This window comes from Photobacterium swingsii (assembly GCF_024346715.1).
Lineage (GTDB): Bacteria > Pseudomonadota > Gammaproteobacteria > Enterobacterales > Vibrionaceae > Photobacterium > Photobacterium swingsii.
Map to the genome: position 1 here is coordinate 425,347 of NZ_AP024852.1, position 15,864 is coordinate 441,210.

Annotated in this window: 15 protein-coding genes; 6 read left to right on the plus strand and 9 right to left on the minus strand. The window is 45.4% G+C overall.

The features are described 5' to 3' along the window. Position 1 precedes the first annotated feature (1 nt). The 3 genes from ftsA to lpxC all read left to right on the plus strand — a co-directional run bounded on the left by ftsA (position 2) and on the right by lpxC (position 3,523). Positions 2 to 1,258 (plus strand): cell division protein FtsA, encoded by a 1,257-nt coding sequence (gene ftsA / locus OCU77_RS02050; RefSeq protein ID WP_048899238.1) that lies wholly within the window; start codon positions 2 to 4, stop codon positions 1,256 to 1,258. Positions 1,259 to 1,292: 34 nt separating this feature from the next. Continuing rightward, the gene (ftsZ, locus tag OCU77_RS02055) at positions 1,293 to 2,492 is read left to right on the plus strand and encodes a cell division protein FtsZ (protein ID WP_048899239.1); all 1,200 of its coding nucleotides are present in this window, start codon (positions 1,293 to 1,295) and stop codon (positions 2,490 to 2,492) included. A gap of 113 nt (positions 2,493 to 2,605) precedes the next feature. Then, entirely contained in the window at positions 2,606 to 3,523 is a 918-nt protein-coding gene (gene lpxC, locus OCU77_RS02060) for a UDP-3-O-acyl-N-acetylglucosamine deacetylase (RefSeq protein WP_048899240.1), read from the plus strand. Between the two features lie 96 nt (positions 3,524 to 3,619). On the opposite strand, the gene OCU77_RS02065 is transcribed toward lpxC, so the two are convergent. Next, the gene (locus OCU77_RS02065; protein WP_048899281.1) at positions 3,620 to 4,078 is read right to left on the minus strand and encodes a DUF721 domain-containing protein; all 459 of its coding nucleotides are present in this window, start codon (positions 4,076 to 4,078) and stop codon (positions 3,620 to 3,622) included. Between the two features lie 427 nt (positions 4,079 to 4,505). On the opposite strand from OCU77_RS02065, the gene secA reads away from it, so the two are divergent. Then, a complete protein-coding gene (secA, locus tag OCU77_RS02070) occupies positions 4,506 to 7,235 on the plus strand; it encodes a preprotein translocase subunit SecA (protein WP_048899241.1) in 2,730 nt (909 codons plus the stop codon). A 108-nt stretch (positions 7,236 to 7,343) separates the two neighbouring features. Then, a complete protein-coding gene (gene mutT / locus OCU77_RS02075; protein WP_048899242.1) occupies positions 7,344 to 7,766 on the plus strand; it encodes an 8-oxo-dGTP diphosphatase MutT in 423 nt (140 codons plus the stop codon). A 58-nt stretch (positions 7,767 to 7,824) separates the two neighbouring features. On the opposite strand, the gene yacG is transcribed toward mutT, so the two are convergent. From yacG to nadC, 8 genes are all read right to left on the minus strand, one after another. Then, complete coding sequence (yacG, locus tag OCU77_RS02080; RefSeq protein ID WP_084711799.1) at positions 7,825 to 8,031, minus strand: DNA gyrase inhibitor YacG; 207 nt, start codon at positions 8,029 to 8,031, stop codon at positions 7,825 to 7,827. An 8-nt stretch (positions 8,032 to 8,039) separates the two neighbouring features. Further along, a complete protein-coding gene (zapD, locus tag OCU77_RS02085) occupies positions 8,040 to 8,777 on the minus strand; it encodes a cell division protein ZapD (protein WP_048899283.1) in 738 nt (245 codons plus the stop codon). A 40-nt stretch (positions 8,778 to 8,817) separates the two neighbouring features. Then, positions 8,818 to 9,423, minus strand: coding sequence for a dephospho-CoA kinase (gene coaE / locus OCU77_RS02090; RefSeq protein WP_048899243.1), 606 nt, complete (start codon positions 9,421 to 9,423; stop codon positions 8,818 to 8,820). Between the two features lie 2 nt (positions 9,424 to 9,425). Then, on the minus strand, positions 9,426 to 10,304 hold the full coding sequence (locus tag OCU77_RS02095) for a prepilin peptidase (RefSeq protein ID WP_048899244.1): 879 nt from the start codon (positions 10,302 to 10,304) through the stop codon (positions 9,426 to 9,428). Between the two features lie 119 nt (positions 10,305 to 10,423). After that, positions 10,424 to 11,644 carry a type II secretion system F family protein gene (locus OCU77_RS02100; protein ID WP_048899245.1) on the minus strand — a complete coding sequence of 407 codons (1,221 nt, stop codon included), beginning with the start codon at positions 11,642 to 11,644 and terminating at the stop codon, positions 10,424 to 10,426. Between the two features lie 36 nt (positions 11,645 to 11,680). Then, complete coding sequence (gene pilB, locus OCU77_RS02105; RefSeq protein WP_107302991.1) at positions 11,681 to 13,366, minus strand: type IV-A pilus assembly ATPase PilB; 1,686 nt, start codon at positions 13,364 to 13,366, stop codon at positions 11,681 to 11,683. Next, positions 13,366 to 13,815, minus strand: a complete 450-nt coding sequence (locus OCU77_RS02110; protein WP_048899246.1) for a pilin — start codon at positions 13,813 to 13,815, stop codon at positions 13,366 to 13,368. The genes pilB and OCU77_RS02110 overlap by 1 nt, the downstream gene beginning before the upstream one ends. Positions 13,816 to 14,122: 307 nt before the next feature. Then, positions 14,123 to 15,022 carry a carboxylating nicotinate-nucleotide diphosphorylase gene (nadC, locus tag OCU77_RS02115; protein ID WP_048899284.1) on the minus strand — a complete coding sequence of 300 codons (900 nt, stop codon included), beginning with the start codon at positions 15,020 to 15,022 and terminating at the stop codon, positions 14,123 to 14,125. 197 nt (positions 15,023 to 15,219) lie between these two features. Here nadC and ampD point away from each other — a divergent pair, with 197 nt between their 5' ends. Further along, complete coding sequence (gene ampD, locus OCU77_RS02120; protein WP_048899247.1) at positions 15,220 to 15,786, plus strand: 1,6-anhydro-N-acetylmuramyl-L-alanine amidase AmpD; 567 nt, start codon at positions 15,220 to 15,222, stop codon at positions 15,784 to 15,786. The last annotated feature ends 78 nt before the right edge of the window (positions 15,787 to 15,864 follow it).

Genomic DNA, 15,864 nt, shown 5'->3' on the forward strand with positions numbered 1-15,864 from the left:
AATGACGAAGGCAACAGATAAAAAACTCATAGTTGGCCTTGATATCGGTACTTCCAAAGTGTGTGCTTTGGTAGGGGAAGTGCTGCCAGACAGTAATGTCAACGTTATTGGCGTTGGTAGCAGCCCGTCTCGCGGTATGGACAAAGGCGGAGTCAATGATCTTGAGTCCGTTGTTAAGTCTGTCCAGCGCGCTGTCGATAAAGCGGCATTAATGGCAGATTGTGAAATTGATTCAGTCTACCTGTCGTTATCAGGCAAACATATTCGTTGCCAGACAGAAAAAGGCATGGTGCCTATTTCTGACAAAGAGGTAACGCAAGATGACGTCGATAGTGTTATTCATACGGCGAAATCAGTAAAAATTAGCGATGAACATCGAACTTTACATGTAATTCCTCAGGAATTTGCTATTGATTATCAAGAGGGAATTAAAAATCCTGTTGGTTTATCTGGCGTTCGGATGGAAGCGAGTGTTCATTTGATTACATGTCACAACGATATGGCGCGTAACATAGTTAAAGCGGTAGAGCGTTGTGGTTTGAAAGTGGATCAGTTGATCTTCTCCGGTTTAGCGGCAAGTCATGCGGTATTAACCGCAGATGAGCGTGAACTGGGTGTCTGCGTAGTCGACATCGGCGGCGGCACTATGGATATCGCCTTCTGGACTGGCGGTGCTTTACGCCATGCCGAAGTGATCCCTTATGCGGGCAATGTGGTTACCAGCGATATTGCTTACGCCTTCGGTACACCTCCGGGTGATGCTGAAGAAATTAAAGTTAAATATGGTTGTGCACTGAGCGAGTTAGTTAGCAAAGACGCCAAGGTCGATGTACCTAGTGTCGGTGGCCGACCATCGCGTAGCTTGCAGAGCCAGACCCTAGCGGAAGTGATCGAACCTCGCTACAGCGAATTATTAGGTTTGGTTAATCAGAGGCTAGTAGAGATCCAAGAACAATTGCGTAATGCGGGCGTAAAACACCACTTAGCAGCAGGCATTGTTTTAACGGGTGGCGCGGCACAAATTGAAGGGCTTAATGAGTGTGCGGAACGTGTGTTCCAAAACCAAGTCCGAATTGGCCAACCACTTGAGCTGAGTGGATTAACAGATTATGTGCAAGCACCGCATTATGCGACAGCAGTGGGTTTGCTGCACTACGGTAAGGATAATCAGTCGTTTGACGATAGCGAAGTAGAACCAAAACGTTCAGTTTCGGGGCTGTTTTCTAAAGTTAGCGGTTGGTTTAAAAAAGAATTTTAAAACCTGATGCGAACAGGAATAACGGAGAGAACAAATGTTTGAACCGATGATGGAAATCTCTGACGAAGCGGTAATCAAGGTCATTGGCGTTGGCGGCGGCGGCGGTAATGCTGTCGATCACATGGTTCGTGAATCAATTGAAGGTGTTGAGTTCATCACCGTTAATACCGATGCACAAGCACTGCGTAAATCGAGTGTAAGCACTGTGATTCAAATCGGTGGCGATATCACTAAAGGTCTAGGTGCGGGTGCAAACCCACAAGTAGGTCGTGATTCGGCGCTAGAAGACCGTGAAGCTATCAAGAATGAACTGCAAGGTTCAGACATGATCTTCATTGCTGCGGGTATGGGTGGCGGTACTGGTACAGGTGCTGCTCCAATCATTGCTGAAGTGGCGAAAGAACTGGGCATTCTTACAGTAGCTGTGGTGACTAAACCATTTAGCTTCGAAGGTAAGAAGCGTATGGCATTTGCTGAACAGGGTATCGAAGAGCTTTCTAAGCACGTTGATTCTCTAATCACAATTCCAAACGAAAAACTGCTGAAAGTGCTTGGTCGCGGTATCACACTGCTAGACGCATTTGCGAAAGCAAACGATGTGCTTAAAAACGCAGTTCAAGGCATTGCCGAGCTAATTACACGCCCTGGTATGATCAATGTCGATTTCGCTGACGTACGTACAGTGATGTCGGAAATGGGTCATGCAATGATGGGTAGTGGTATGGCTGTCGGTGATGATCGTGCTGAAGAAGCCGCTGAAATGGCTATTTCTAGCCCGCTACTTGAAGATATCGATCTGGCTGGCGCACGTGGTGTACTTGTTAACATCACCGCGGGTATGGACATGCGTCTTGATGAGTTTGAAACTGTGGGTAACACAGTGAAAGCATTTGCATCAGACAACGCAACGGTTGTTATCGGTACGTCGCTTGATCCTGAAATGACAGATGAGCTACGTGTGACTGTGGTTGCTACCGGCATTGGTAAAGAAAGTAAGCCAGATATCACTTTGGTGACAACATCTAAACCAGCGCCTGCGGTTGCCTCTGTACAAGAGAAACCTGCGGTTTCTGCGATTGAAGAGCAGCCAAAAGCGGCACCTCTAACGCAAAGCAACTCAGTTGAGTCACCAGCATCATCGTCATCTTCTGCGGCTGCTGCACCAAAAGCGTCACCACAGAGTGAACATGACTACCTTGATATTCCAGCATTTTTACGTCAGCAGGCTGATTAAGCAGCGTAAATTGTTTGGGATATGACCAGATGAGTGGTAAGATAAGCCCCCATTGCCTATTATGTGACAGGGTAATGGGTGTTTTTGGCTTTCAGATGTTGAGAGAAAATTAGATGATCAGACAACGTACATTGAAAAGCATTGTCCAAACTACTGGTGTGGGTCTCCACTCTGGTCGTAAAGTCACGCTTATTCTACGCCCTGCCGCGGCGAATACGGGTGTGATCTATCGTCGTACTGACCTTAATCCACCTGTGGATTTCCCTGCGAATGCAGATTCAGTGCGCGATACTATGCTATGTACTGCCCTTGTTAATGATGAAGGCGTACGTATCTCAACGGTTGAGCACTTAAACGCTGCGCTGGCAGGTATGGGTATCGATAATGTGATTATCGAAGTTGATGCACCTGAAATTCCAATTATGGATGGCAGTGCAAGCCCATTTATTTACTTGCTACAGTCTGCAGGTATCGATACGTTAAATGCGCCAAAACGCTTTTTACGCATCAAAAAAACTGTTCGCGTTGAAGATGGCGACAAGTGGGCGGAATTACGTCCATATAACGGTTTCCGTTTAGATTTCGCTATTGAATTTAATCATCCTGCGATTGATTCAGAGCAGCAGCGTTTATTGTTAGATTTTTCTAGCCAATCATTTGTAAAAGACATTAGTCGTGCACGTACTTTTGGTTTCATGCACGATATCGAATACCTACAATCACAAAACTTATGTTTAGGTGGTAGTTTCGATAACGCAATCGTACTCGACCAGTACCGTATTCTGAATGAAGATGGTCTGCGTTTTGATAACGAATTAGTGACACACAAAGTATTGGATGCCATTGGTGACCTTTATATGTGTGGTCATAATATTGTGGGTGAAATGGCGGCATATAAGTCAGGCCATGCACTTAACAATAAATTATTGCGTGCAGTGTTAGCTGATCAAGAAGCTTACGAATGGACAACCTACCAAGATGAGAAAGACTCACCAGTGACTTTGGCTCAGCCAGGTATGGTATTAGCGTAATACGTTAAAAGTTTCATCGACTGAATTAAAGAACGCCAGACATTGTCTGGCGTTTTTGTATCTGTTGTTCTGCATATTATGAAAACACAGCGGCTATTATGACTGACGCCGCTTGGCTAAGGCCGCAATACGTTCTAAACGTGCTTTTACCTTGTCTGGCGCACTCTGTGCCGTATAGAGTAAATAACCCGCTGCTTTTTCTGTAATGGGTTTACGGATAATATCCGGCACTTTGTGCTGTTTTCGCTCCAGATCAACAGCAAGATTGGGGTTAACCTTTATCTCAATTTGTTTTAACTGTGGCAGTAATTTTTCACGTAGCTTAGTCATCAGTGTATTTCTTTCGAAATTCAAGCGCATCGACCAGTTAGCCGATGAAACCTCAATGATCAGTGTCTGCTGACGATAATTACTCACACGACAATGTTCAGCACAATTTAAGTGTTGTTTAACGGCTTCATTTAATTTAGCCAGTGCAACCGCACGCTGCTGGATATTGCCAAGGGTGGAGTCATCCAACAAGTGAGCCGGAGTTTGTGGACGATGGTCTCGCATAACGCTCGCTTTCGCATCCGTGATTAACAATAAAATAAATGCCACTATTGTGGGCTGACACCTAATTTTCGCATATGAAAAACTAGACTCCAGCTTTAACCGTAGGCGACTTAACTATTATGGCTTATTATACCATCCAAGTGGGTTGGCGGGGATGCCTTGTTTAAGGCTTTACTCAGTTGAGGTTTTCGTTTTATAGGGATATCTACTTTGGTGTTTAACCTATAGAATGACTTTGTTTAACTGTGCCCCTTGAAACTGAAATAAAGTGCCACAATATCCAATAGTAAGCATTAACTTGGCCTTATTTTCTGCACACTGTGCACGGCTCTGTTGAGTAGGGGTAGGATACTCCTGTGACAACCTGATTCATTGATTCAGAAGCCTATTGCGCTGAATCTACATAACTTAGAGAAACGGCATCACCATGTTATCAAAACTACTGACAAAAATTATCGGTAGCCGTAACGACCGCACTCTGCGTCGTTTGCGCAAAATCGTCGATCAAATCAATAAATTAGAACCTCAATTTGAAAGCCTGTTAGATGAAGAGCTTAAGGCCAAGACGGTCGAGTTCCGTGAGCGTATCGAACAAGGTGAAAACCTAGACCAATTACTGCCAGAAGCATTCGCAACCGTTCGCGAAGCATCAAAACGTGTATTCGGTATGCGTCACTTTGATGTTCAGCTGATTGGTGGCATGGTACTAAACAACTGCCAAATCGCAGAAATGCGTACGGGTGAAGGTAAAACACTAACAGCAACGCTACCCGCTTACCTTAACGCACTAACGGGTAAGGGCGTTCACATTGTAACGGTGAATGACTACCTAGCTGCGCGTGATGCCGAAACAAACCGTGCTCTATTTGAATTCCTAGGTATGACTGTTGGCGTTAACGTGCCAAACATGCCACCTCAAGCGAAGAAAGAAGCGTACCAAGCCGATGTACTTTACGGTACAAACAATGAATTCGGTTTCGATTATCTACGTGACAACATGGCATTCCGCCCAGAAGATCGTGTTCAACGTGAACGTTTCTTTGCCGTAGTCGATGAAGTGGATTCCATCTTAATCGATGAAGCGCGTACCCCATTGATTATCTCTGGCCCTGCCGAAGATAGCTCAGAGCTTTACACTAAGATCAATACACTGATCCCGCAGTTAGTAAAACAAGATAAAGAAGACAGTGAAGAGTACCGCGGTGACGGTCACTACACGGTTGATGAAAAAGCGAAACAAGCGCACTTAACTGAAACTGGCCAAGAATTTGTTGAAGAGCTACTGCAGCAAAATGGCTTGATGGAAGAAGGCGATACACTTTACTCACCAGCGAATATTAGCTTACTACATCACGTAAATGCGGCACTGCGTGCTCACGTATTGTTTGAGCGCGATGTTGATTACATCGTTAAAGATGACGAAGTGATTATTGTTGATGAGCACACTGGCCGTACTATGCCAGGTCGTCGTTGGTCTGAAGGTTTGCACCAAGCTGTAGAAGCAAAAGAAGGGGCGAAAATTCAGAACGAGAACCAAACTCTCGCGTCTATTACGTTCCAGAATTTCTTCCGTTTATACGAAAAACTGTCAGGCATGACAGGTACGGCTGATACTGAAGCATTCGAATTCCAGTCGATTTATAACCTTGAAACAGTCGTAATGCCAACCAACAAACCTATGATCCGTGAGGATATGGGTGACTTGGTTTACATGACTGAGTTAGAGAAGTTCGGTGCGATTGCTGAAGACATCAAAGAGCGTGTAGAGAAAGGCCAGCCAGTGTTGGTGGGTACTGTATCGATTGAAAAATCAGAACTGCTATCTAATGCTCTGAAAAAACAAGGTATCAAGCACGAAGTGCTGAATGCTAAGTTCCACGAAAAAGAAGCGGATATTGTTGCAAACGCTGGTCTGTCTGGTGCGGTTACAATCGCAACCAACATGGCGGGCCGTGGTACAGATATCGTTCTTGGTGGTAACTGGCAGAGCGAACTGGCACAGGTAGAAAACCCAACAGACGCACAAATCGCAGATGTTAAAGCGAAGTGGAAAGAGCGCCATGATGCAGTGCTTGCTGCGGGTGGTTTACACATTATTGGTACTGAGCGTCATGAATCTCGTCGTATCGATAACCAGCTTCGTGGTCGTTCTGGTCGTCAAGGTGATGCGGGTTCATCGCGCTTCTACTTATCGATGGAAGATGGTTTGATGCGTATTTTTGCTTCAGACCGTGTTTCAGGCATGATGAAAAAACTGGGTATGGAAGAAGGCGAAGCGATCGAGCACCCTTGGGTTACTAAGGCAATTGAAAACGCACAGCGTAAAGTTGAAGGCCGTAACTTCGATATCCGTAAACAATTGCTTGAGTTTGATGATGTAGCCAATGACCAACGTAAAGTGGTTTATGAACTGCGTGATGAACTGATGAACGCTGAAGACATCAGCGATATGATTTCACAAAACCACCACGATGTACTGACCGCGGTATTTGAACAATACGTACCTGCGCAGTCACTTGAGGAAATGTGGGACATTCAGGGGCTTGAAGAGCGTCTGAAAGCGGATTTCGATCTCGATCTTCCAATTCAGGAATGGTTAGATACTGAAGAAAAGCTGTACGAAGAAGCGTTGCGTGAGCGTATCATTGAGCAAGCTGTTGCTATCTACCAACAGAAAGAAGATGTTGTTGGTGCACCAGTGCTGCGTAACTTTGAAAAAACAGTGATGCTGCAAAATCTTGATATGCTGTGGAAAGAGCACTTAGCGGCGATGGACCACTTGCGTCAAGGTATCCACTTACGTGGTTACGCGCAGAAGAACCCGAAACAAGAATACAAGCGTGAATCTTTTGAGTTATTCGAAGAGATGCTTGAGAGCCTTAAATCAGACGTGATTGCGATTCTGAGCCGTGTACGCGTACAACAGCAAGAAGATGTTGACCGTATCGAAGAAGAGCGCCGCAAACAAGCTGAAGAGCTTGCTCGTCGTCAACAGTTCCAGCATCAAAATGCGGAAAACCAGATTGCTGATGACGAAGCGGGTGACGAGGAAAATGCGGGTACCTTCCAACGCGAAGAACGTAAAGTTGGCCGTAATGAACCTTGTCCTTGTGGCTCAGGAAAAAAATACAAACAGTGTCACGGTAAAATCAATTAATTGATAAACTGTGTTAATTACAAAAAAGGTCGCTGATGCGGCCTTTTTTATAAATAAAAAACGGTGCGATCATCATGATGAGCAGCCGTGATAGTCAGAGAAGTCAGAATGGATAAGAAGCAATTATGGATCTCAGCTGGGATCATTCTTAATGCGCAACAAGATAAAGTGTTTATTACTCAACGCGCGGCTAAAGCACATAAAGGTGGCTTTTGGGAGTTTGCGGGGGGAAAAGTTGAGTTAAATGAAACGGCCGAGCAGGCGGTGATCCGCGAGCTTCATGAGGAAGTCGGGATTGAAGTGACTGAGCTAGAACACTTTCTGTCGTTAGCACACGATTACCCTGAGAAATCACTGAAGTTTGATTTTTATTTGATTACAGCTTTTACTGGTGAGGCTTATGGTAAAGAAGGTCAGCCAGGAAAGTGGGTGAGTATTGAAGCCTTAGCGCCTTCTGACTTTCCTGAGGCTAATGGGGCGGTACTCGATAAGTTACAGCAGCGCGTTATGCAGAATGTAAATTTTAGCTAAAAGAAAGGCGCATCATGCGCCTTCTCTTTATTTACGTTATTAATGACCTAGTACAAGCCTAGTAGTTCATATCTTCTGACCAACCATCAGAGTCAGATAAATCGGGTGCGCCAGGAATGGCTTTTTCTTCTTCTGCCCATTCACCTAAATCAATTAATTGGCAGCGCTTTGAGCAAAAGGGACGATAGGTGCTTTTTTCGTTCCACTCGACATCTGTTTTGCAAGTTGGACATTTTACAATTGTCGGTGCGCTTGGTTGTGACACGGCTGACCTCAGCAAATAGCTAGTTTAAATTCAATAGTATCGGCAATCGGTGCGCCATCCTCAAAGGGAATGAAGCGGATCGAAAAACGATTACGGTGCCCTGATATCATAGGGTATACCCCATAGCTCGGGCAAATTTGGATTCGTAACAGGCACGCGTCATCGGCATCGTGTTGGAAAAATCCGCCTCGTGCTACTTGAGCCTGAAATTGTCCTTGCTCACGAGTTAAGCGTAGCCAAAGTTGTAAGGCATTGGTGATCTCCGAGATCGCCTCTAACCAATTGGTCATATCGCTCTGTTTATGCACCAAGGGTAAATGTAGCCAATGGTGCAGTGCTGGCAGATCAAAACAGCAGCTGCCGCCAGGGATTGAAAAGCGTTGCTTGATCCCACATAGGAAGCGGTCGTTTCGCAGCTCTTGACCAAGGCGTGATGCAGTCATTAACTGGCGCTGCATCAACTCTAATTTATCTAATAAATCTAATAAAGCTTGCTGATCAACACCAGGGACGTCGAGCCAGCGCTTAAGCTGACTAGCTTGCTGGGTCAAATCTTTGGCCAATTCCGCTTTTAGTTGAATTTGCTCTAGGATTTCTAATAAATCAAATAGGGCACGAAAGAAAATTTGATGTTGCCAATGATCCGTTTTTTGGCAAGAAGACTGCATCTGGCGAATAAGGTATTCCAGACGCAGATAAATTCGCACTTTTTCGTTGAGCGGATGTTCAAAGTTATTTGTCTGCATAAGGTCTGTCATCTGCTGAGTTACCCAGCCCACGAAAGTGTTATTGGGTATGTTGGCTCAATTCGAGATAGTGGTGGTGCAGTTGCGCTACTTTTTCAGGTAAAGCACTGCTATCACCATTATTACTAATAATGTCATCGGCTGCTGCATTGCGCTCTGTCCTTGAGGCTTGCGCAGCGAGGATATTTCTTACTTGTTGCTCGCTAACATTGTCGCGCTGTAACGTGCGTTCAATCTGTACTGATTCTTCAACATCCACGACTAATAGGCGGTTCGCTAAAGACTGTAAATTATTCTCAACCATCAATGGAATGACCAATAAGCAATAGGCTGACTGACTATCCTCAATTTGTGCCAGCATACGCTGACGAATTAATGGATGTAGTAAGTCATCTAGCCAGCTTTTTAATTGTGGTTGCGAAAAGATTAACTCTCTTAATTTACTACGGTTTAATTGACCGTCTGTCAGTAAGATGTCAGCACCAAGTTTTAGTTCAATGGCTTTTAGCCCTTTGCTGTCGGGTTCTACAACCTCGCGAGCTATAATGTCAGCATCAATAATATCAATACCATAGTCAGCAAATAGGTTTGCTACTGTGGTTTTTCCACTACCAATGCCGCCTGTTAGGCCAACCACCATTGTCATAATTACAGTCCTAAGTAGCTTGTCAGATACCAATCAATAATTTGCGTTCCCCATAACATGCTTACCCAGCCAGCCAGCGCAAGGTAAGGGCCAAAGGAGAAAGGCGCTTGGGTATCTGATTTTTGAATTCTCATTAGAATAATGCCACAGATTGCACCAATTAACGAAGATAGTAGGATCACAAACGGTAATGATTGCCAGCCTAGCCATGCGCCAAGTGCAGCTAACAGCTTGAAATCTCCGTATCCCATTCCCTCTTTACCTGTCAGTAACTTAAAGCACCAATACAGGCTCCATAGTGATAGGTAACCGAACATAGCACCGATAAGCGCATCTTCGATTGATACGGGGCTGACCCCTAATACGGCGAGCAATAAACCTGCCCACATCAATGGCAGAGTGAGTTGATCGGGCAGTAGCATCTTATCGATATCGATAAAGGTTAAGGCGATCAAGGTGAAGGTAAAAAAGATCACGGCCACTGACCACTCAGAGAGAGGGAGCAGTAGTGCGACTGTGGCTACCATCGCAGCCGTAAGCAGTTCAACCAAAGGATAGCGCGCGCTAATAGGGTGCTGACAGTGACGGCAGCGCCCTTTTAACCATAGCCAGCTCAATACCGGAATATTGTCTTTGGCGGTAATGAGTGCATTACACTTTGGGCAGCGAGATCGGGGGATGCTGAGGTTGAAAGTCGGTTGTTCTTCTGTTGTTTTACCTTGCTGAAATTCGGGAAAACAGTCTATGCAATCACGTTTCCACTCACGCTCCATCATGATAGGTAAGCGGTAGATCACTACATTTAAGAAGCTGCCAATTAATAAACCGAATAGGGCGGCGAAAACAGGGTAAAGCCAAGGGTAATAGGTCAGCAGTTCCATGGTGAAGTCTCTAGTCAATCTGTGGTGTTATTGTAACGTGAACCGAGGGAGGAGCGCGAGTATTCAAGGTGTTAGCACCATGATACTCGCAATATATGCGGTAAATACTAGCCTCTGCGTTAACCGATTACACTCATCAGGGTGAAGATTGGCATATACATAGCCACCAATAGTCCACCGATGAGACCACCGAGGATAATAATGATCAAAGGTTCGATGATTTTACCCAGATTATCGACTGTATTATCAACATCGCCTTCGTACAAATTGGCAATTTTATTGAGCATGTCATCGAGTGAACCTGACTCTTCACCTATCATCACCATCTGTAGCATGAGCTCAGGAAATTCATTGCATTGACGCAAAGAGAGATACAGTGGCATGCCAGCTGCAGCGGCGGTATGGGCTTGTTCGACCGCTCGTTGAATATGGAGATTGCCTGCGGTTTTACCTGCCGATTGTAGCCCTGACAGTAAAGGGATACCTGCTGTAAAGGTGGTGGCAAGTGTGCGAGCAAATCGTGCGATGGTGGCTTTCATAAATACGGTGCCTAGAATAGGAAAGCGTAAACTCCATCGACTAACAGCCAGTTGAAGGCGAGGTGATTTTTTATAACTGACAGCGAAACCTGCAATCGCAGCAATTAAAGATAGTGAAATAAGTAATCCATTGGAGGTGAGTAGATTTGAAGCCTTAATGACTTGACGTGTAAACCAAGGTAATTGCGCGCCAAAGCTTTGGAAAATATCGGCAAATTGTGGGATCACAAACACCAGCATCATCACAGTGACGATAATGGCGGTAAGCGTCACCATACCGGGATAAATCATTGCTTTGATGACTTTCTTGCGCATTGCCTCATGCTTTTCCCTGTATGTGGCAAGACGTTCAAATATTTGCCCTAAATGACCAGTCTCTTCCCCCGTTGCGACTAAATCACAATAAAAATTGTCGAACAGGGGCGAGCTTGTGCGCAGTGCTTTAGACAAGGATGCCCCTGCTTCAACTTGTTTATTGATTTGACTTAAGGTCGCACGGACTTCGCTTTTCTGATGGCTTTCAGCGATGAGCTTGAATGACTGTACCACAGGGACACCAGATTGAATCATGGTTGCCAGTTGGCGCGTTACGGCCGTGACATCGGTGGCTTCCATCTTGTTTTTCATCCGGGCAAACGTCGATGGATTACGTCGTTTTATCTTTTTGACTTGGATGCGTTGTTCTAGTAGTTTTTCTCGGGCTTCTTGTTCTTGAAAGCCGACAATCACGCCAGAGACTTTTCTCCCTGCGCTATTGGTTCCTCGCCAGTGATAATAACGTAGCTTGTTGGTTTGCTTCATGCGGTGTCCCACTTCATTTTATTTATTATATTCAGGCTAAAAATGCAGGACGCGCTGCAATTCAGTTAAGCTGGTGGTGCCTTGGCACAGCTTTTCTATTCCTGCTTGATTGAGGGTTTGCATTCCTTGCTGACAGGCAATTTCCTCTAGTTGCAACGTCGTTGCTTTGGCCATTAAGGCTTCCGCCAGTTCACGGCTAAAGGTCATGACTTCATAAATACCGACTCGACCCAGATAGCCTTTGTTGCAATCATCACAGCCTTGTTCATTGGCTTGATAAAGCTCTGCATCGGTAGGGATGGCAAGTCGCTCCCTATGCATATTTGATAAAGGGTGGGGCTGTTTACAAGCGTTACATAAACGCCGCGCCAGTCGTTGAGCGATGATCAAGCTAAGCGATGAGGCTAAGTTAAAATCTTCTACCCCCATATTGGTCAAACGGGTCAGGGTTTCGGCGGCGGAATTCGTGTGTAGGGTTGATAGTACCAAGTGCCCGGTTTGAGCGGCTTTGACCGCAATGGCGGCGGTTTCTATATCGCGAATTTCACCGACCATGACCACATCGGGATCTTGGCGTAAAAATGATCGCAGTGCATCGGCAAAGCCTAGCCCAGCTTGGTTGTTGATATGAACCTGATTAATACCGGGTAAGTTTATTTCGACCGGATCTTCAGCGGTGGAAATATTACGCTCATCGGTATTGAGGATCTTAAGGCCAGTATAAAGCGAGACGGTTTTGCCGCTACCCGTTGGCCCTGTCATTAAAATCATCCCTTGCGGTTGTTGCAATGCAGCAAGATAAGCTGCTTTTTGTTGTTGGTTATAACCTAGAATATCAATGTTTAAGCTGGCGCTGGTGCTGTCTAATATCCGTAATACTACCTTTTCGCCCCACAGAGTCGGGAGGGTAGATACCCGTAAATCAACGGTAACGGTTGGGCTAAGTTTGAGTTTTATTCGTCCATCTTGTGGTTGGCGACGCTCGGCAATATTGAGCTTCGACATCACCTTTAAGCGAGTGGATAACCGCCGAGATAAATGTGCTGGTGGACTGGAATATTGGTGTAGCAAACCATCACAACGAAAACGAATTCGAAAGAACTTTTCGTACGGTTCAAAGTGAATATCAGAGGCTTTTTTTCGTACCGCATCGAGTAGTACTTGGTTGATATAACGGGTAACAGGTGCGGTGTCTTGGCTTAGATCATTCTCTTGTTCAATCTCGCCTTCGCTCAGATCGACCAACTGATCCAAGTCATCTTCGCTGATCCCACGCTGGTGGGAGGTTTCACCGACATCACTGCCGTAAAGCCGACGGATCGCACTTTCTAGTTGCTTATTACTGAGTAGTAGCGGCTCGACTTGTTTGCCGGTGGCAAAGCGGAATTCATCTTGAGCGGCAACGTTGGTTGGATCGCTGGTGCCCAAAAACAAAGTTGTCTCGGTGAGCTTAAGCGGAATCACACGATGGCGCAAAATGCTCTCGCGCTGACGTAAGCTCTCGCAACAGCCTTGGTAATTGTATTGATGAATATCGGTCAAGGCGATACTAAGAATAGATTCGAGCTGGCGGGCTAAATCGTCACTGGTCAGTATATTAAGATCGGCCAACGCCGAGGGGATCGAGAGCCCCTCGGCGTGGGCGAAACTACTGACTTCTTGCTGCTGCATCAGGTTAAGTACACCCGCTTGATGCAGTACTGAAGTGAGGGTAGTTTGCATTAGCTACCTGAACAGTCAATACTACGGCCTGCAACTGTACAGCCATTACCAGTTAGTTCCCATTGGACAACACCATTTGCTATAGTTGGTGTCATTATTACATCAAGGTTAGTTGAACCATCATCTTGTACACCAGTTGATGAAACCGTGATAATACCGTTAGCCGTTGTTACTGCATCCACATATGAAATAGTTGCACCATTATTACCAGTTGCAACATCTGCTGGTATTTCGTTACCGCCTCCATTACAACCTGTTAGTGTTCCCAAGTCTTGCGCACATAATGCCACTGCCATTTTGAAGCTGGTAATGCCAGTAACAGCTCCAGCGACACGGGTACGTTGGGTGTAATCTGAGTAAGCCGGAATAGCAAACGCTGAGATAATCCCGATAATTGCCACCACAATCATCAATTCAATCAGCGTAAAACCTTTTTGCGTCTTTTTCATGTTTCTTTCCTTGTATGCCCGAAGGCCTCGTAATTTGTTTAGCCAGATTAAAAGTTGACTCCAAGTGGCGGAATCGAAAGGAATACTTTGCGCGGCGCAGTTTGAATAAATAGTTGGAAGATTACATTTGTTGCAGAACGCGCTTCGAGGTGTGTTGGAGCGATTGGTTATACCTGATGAGAGTAGAACTTATTGATAAATAGAGAAAAGGAGAGCAGAGGCTCTCCTTTAGATATTTTGTTGCTTAGGAATATGTGTAAGAGCGATAAATCGGTATTTCGATTATCTCGCTAAATCGCATAAGGGCTTATTGAAAGCGCATCGACAAATCCATGGCTTTTAAGTGCTTAGTGAGTGCGCCAACTGAAATGTAGTCCACCCCCGTTTCGGCAAATTCACGAATGGTCGCTAGGGTTACGTTACCTGAGTTTTCTAAGGCTGCGCGACCAGCGTTAATTTTAACGGCTTCACGCATCATCTCGGTGGTGAAATTATCGAGCATGATAATGTCAGCACCTGCATCAATGGCTTGTTGTAGTTCGGCTAAGCTTTCGGTTTCAACTTCAACAGGCTTGCCTGGATTGAGCTGTTTGGCTGTGCTGATGGCTTGTTGAATACCACCGCAGGCAATAATGTGGTTTTCTTTGATTAAGTACGCGTCGAATACCCCTATGCGGTGGTTGTAACCGCCACCACAGGTCACCGCATATTTTAGTGCACTGCGCAGGCCGGGGATGGTTTTTCGAGTATCGAGTAGGCGAGTGTGGGTACCTTCGAGTTGCTTAGCGTAGGTGGCTACCGTTGTGGCACAGCCAGACAAGGTTTGGATGAAGTTCATCGCATTGCGTTCACCCGTTAACAAAATGCGTGATGGACCAGATAGGGTACACAGCGTTTGATTCGGTTCGACGGTATCACCATCTTGAACATGCCACTCAATTTTAACTTGGCTGCCTAACTGTTTAAACACCTCTTCCGCCCATAGTTGGCCGCAAAACACACCATGCTCACGGGTAATAATGGTTGCCACGCCTTGGCTATCAGCTGGGATCAAGCTTGCAGTAATATCATGCTCGGGATTGATAGGTTCACCAATTTCGCCCCCCAAATCTTCACGCAACGTTTCTGTGACTGCGCGAGTAATTTCTTGTGGGAGTTGCTGCTTTAAGTAGGCTAAACGCGCTTGGCTATCGTGATTTTGTTCCATTTTAGTCATGCTGTATCCGTCACTATGGGTTGAGTCTGTCGGCTGAGCGAGTGAGGGGGTAGAAAGATCTACTGCTCTTTTACGATGATGGATCATACCGCGACTGGTTCTCAGTTGCAGCAATTTCAGCGCAAGGTGTGATTTGATGCTGTTGTGACTAAAATAGCCTTGTTATTAAGTGAACGAGAATCTCTGCAATGAAGACGTTAACGATTCAAACTGACCACTGGTTGAGTGGTGTAAAGCATGTACCATCTCCTTTCTATGATTTACGTCCACAAGGCGAAGTGGTTTCTTTGCTGGTGGTGCACAATATCAGCTTGCCACCCGGTCAATTTGGCGGACCTTATATAGAGCAGCTATTCACGGGTAAGCTGAATCCTGACGAACATCCCTATTTTGAGTTAATTTCAGAATTTCGAGTGTCTGCTCACTGTTTAATTAGACGAAATGGCGATATCATTCAGTTTGTACCACTAGATTGTCGTGCTTGGCATGCGGGTGTCTCCCAGTTTGCTGAGCGTGAAAGATGCAATGATTTTTCGATTGGCATCGAACTGGAAGGCACGGATACCCTCCCTTATACCCAAGCTCAGTATGCATCACTCACTGAGTTATCCCGGGTGCTGATGGACTACTACCCACATATTGATACCTCACGGATCACTGGCCATGAATTTATTGCGCCAGGACGAAAAACAGATCCTGGATTGGCGTTTGATTGGTATGCGTTTAAAACAACGTTAGCAGACGATAAAAGCTAATCGCTTGATTAGAAAATAAAACACAATTGGTCTGACCATTTGAATGGGGCGTAGATTATTCACAGTCTTATTTGTTTC

Coding starts and splice junctions, on each gene's coding strand:
- coaE (WP_048899243.1), bottom strand. CDS start 9,423: ATGACAATGGTGGTTGGCCTAACAGGCGGCATTGGTAGTGGAAAAACC.
- secA (WP_048899241.1), top strand. CDS start 4,506: ATGTTATCAAAACTACTGACAAAAATTATCGGTAGCCGTAACGACCGC.
- ftsA (WP_048899238.1), top strand. CDS start 2: ATGACGAAGGCAACAGATAAAAAACTCATAGTTGGCCTTGATATCGGT.
- zapD (WP_048899283.1), bottom strand. CDS start 8,777: ATGCAGACAAATAACTTTGAACATCCGCTCAACGAAAAAGTGCGAATT.
- OCU77_RS02100 (WP_048899245.1), bottom strand. CDS start 11,644: ATGAAGCAAACCAACAAGCTACGTTATTATCACTGGCGAGGAACCAAT.
- ftsZ (WP_048899239.1), top strand. CDS start 1,293: ATGTTTGAACCGATGATGGAAATCTCTGACGAAGCGGTAATCAAGGTC.
- OCU77_RS02095 (WP_048899244.1), bottom strand. CDS start 10,304: ATGGAACTGCTGACCTATTACCCTTGGCTTTACCCTGTTTTCGCCGCC.
- lpxC (WP_048899240.1), top strand. CDS start 2,606: ATGATCAGACAACGTACATTGAAAAGCATTGTCCAAACTACTGGTGTG.
- nadC (WP_048899284.1), bottom strand. CDS start 15,022: ATGGAACAAAATCACGATAGCCAAGCGCGTTTAGCCTACTTAAAGCAG.
- ampD (WP_048899247.1), top strand. CDS start 15,220: ATGAAGACGTTAACGATTCAAACTGACCACTGGTTGAGTGGTGTAAAG.
- pilB (WP_107302991.1), bottom strand. CDS start 13,366: ATGCAAACTACCCTCACTTCAGTACTGCATCAAGCGGGTGTACTTAAC.
- OCU77_RS02065 (WP_048899281.1), bottom strand. CDS start 4,078: ATGCGAGACCATCGTCCACAAACTCCGGCTCACTTGTTGGATGACTCC.
- OCU77_RS02110 (WP_048899246.1), bottom strand. CDS start 13,815: ATGAAAAAGACGCAAAAAGGTTTTACGCTGATTGAATTGATGATTGTG.
- mutT (WP_048899242.1), top strand. CDS start 7,344: ATGGATAAGAAGCAATTATGGATCTCAGCTGGGATCATTCTTAATGCG.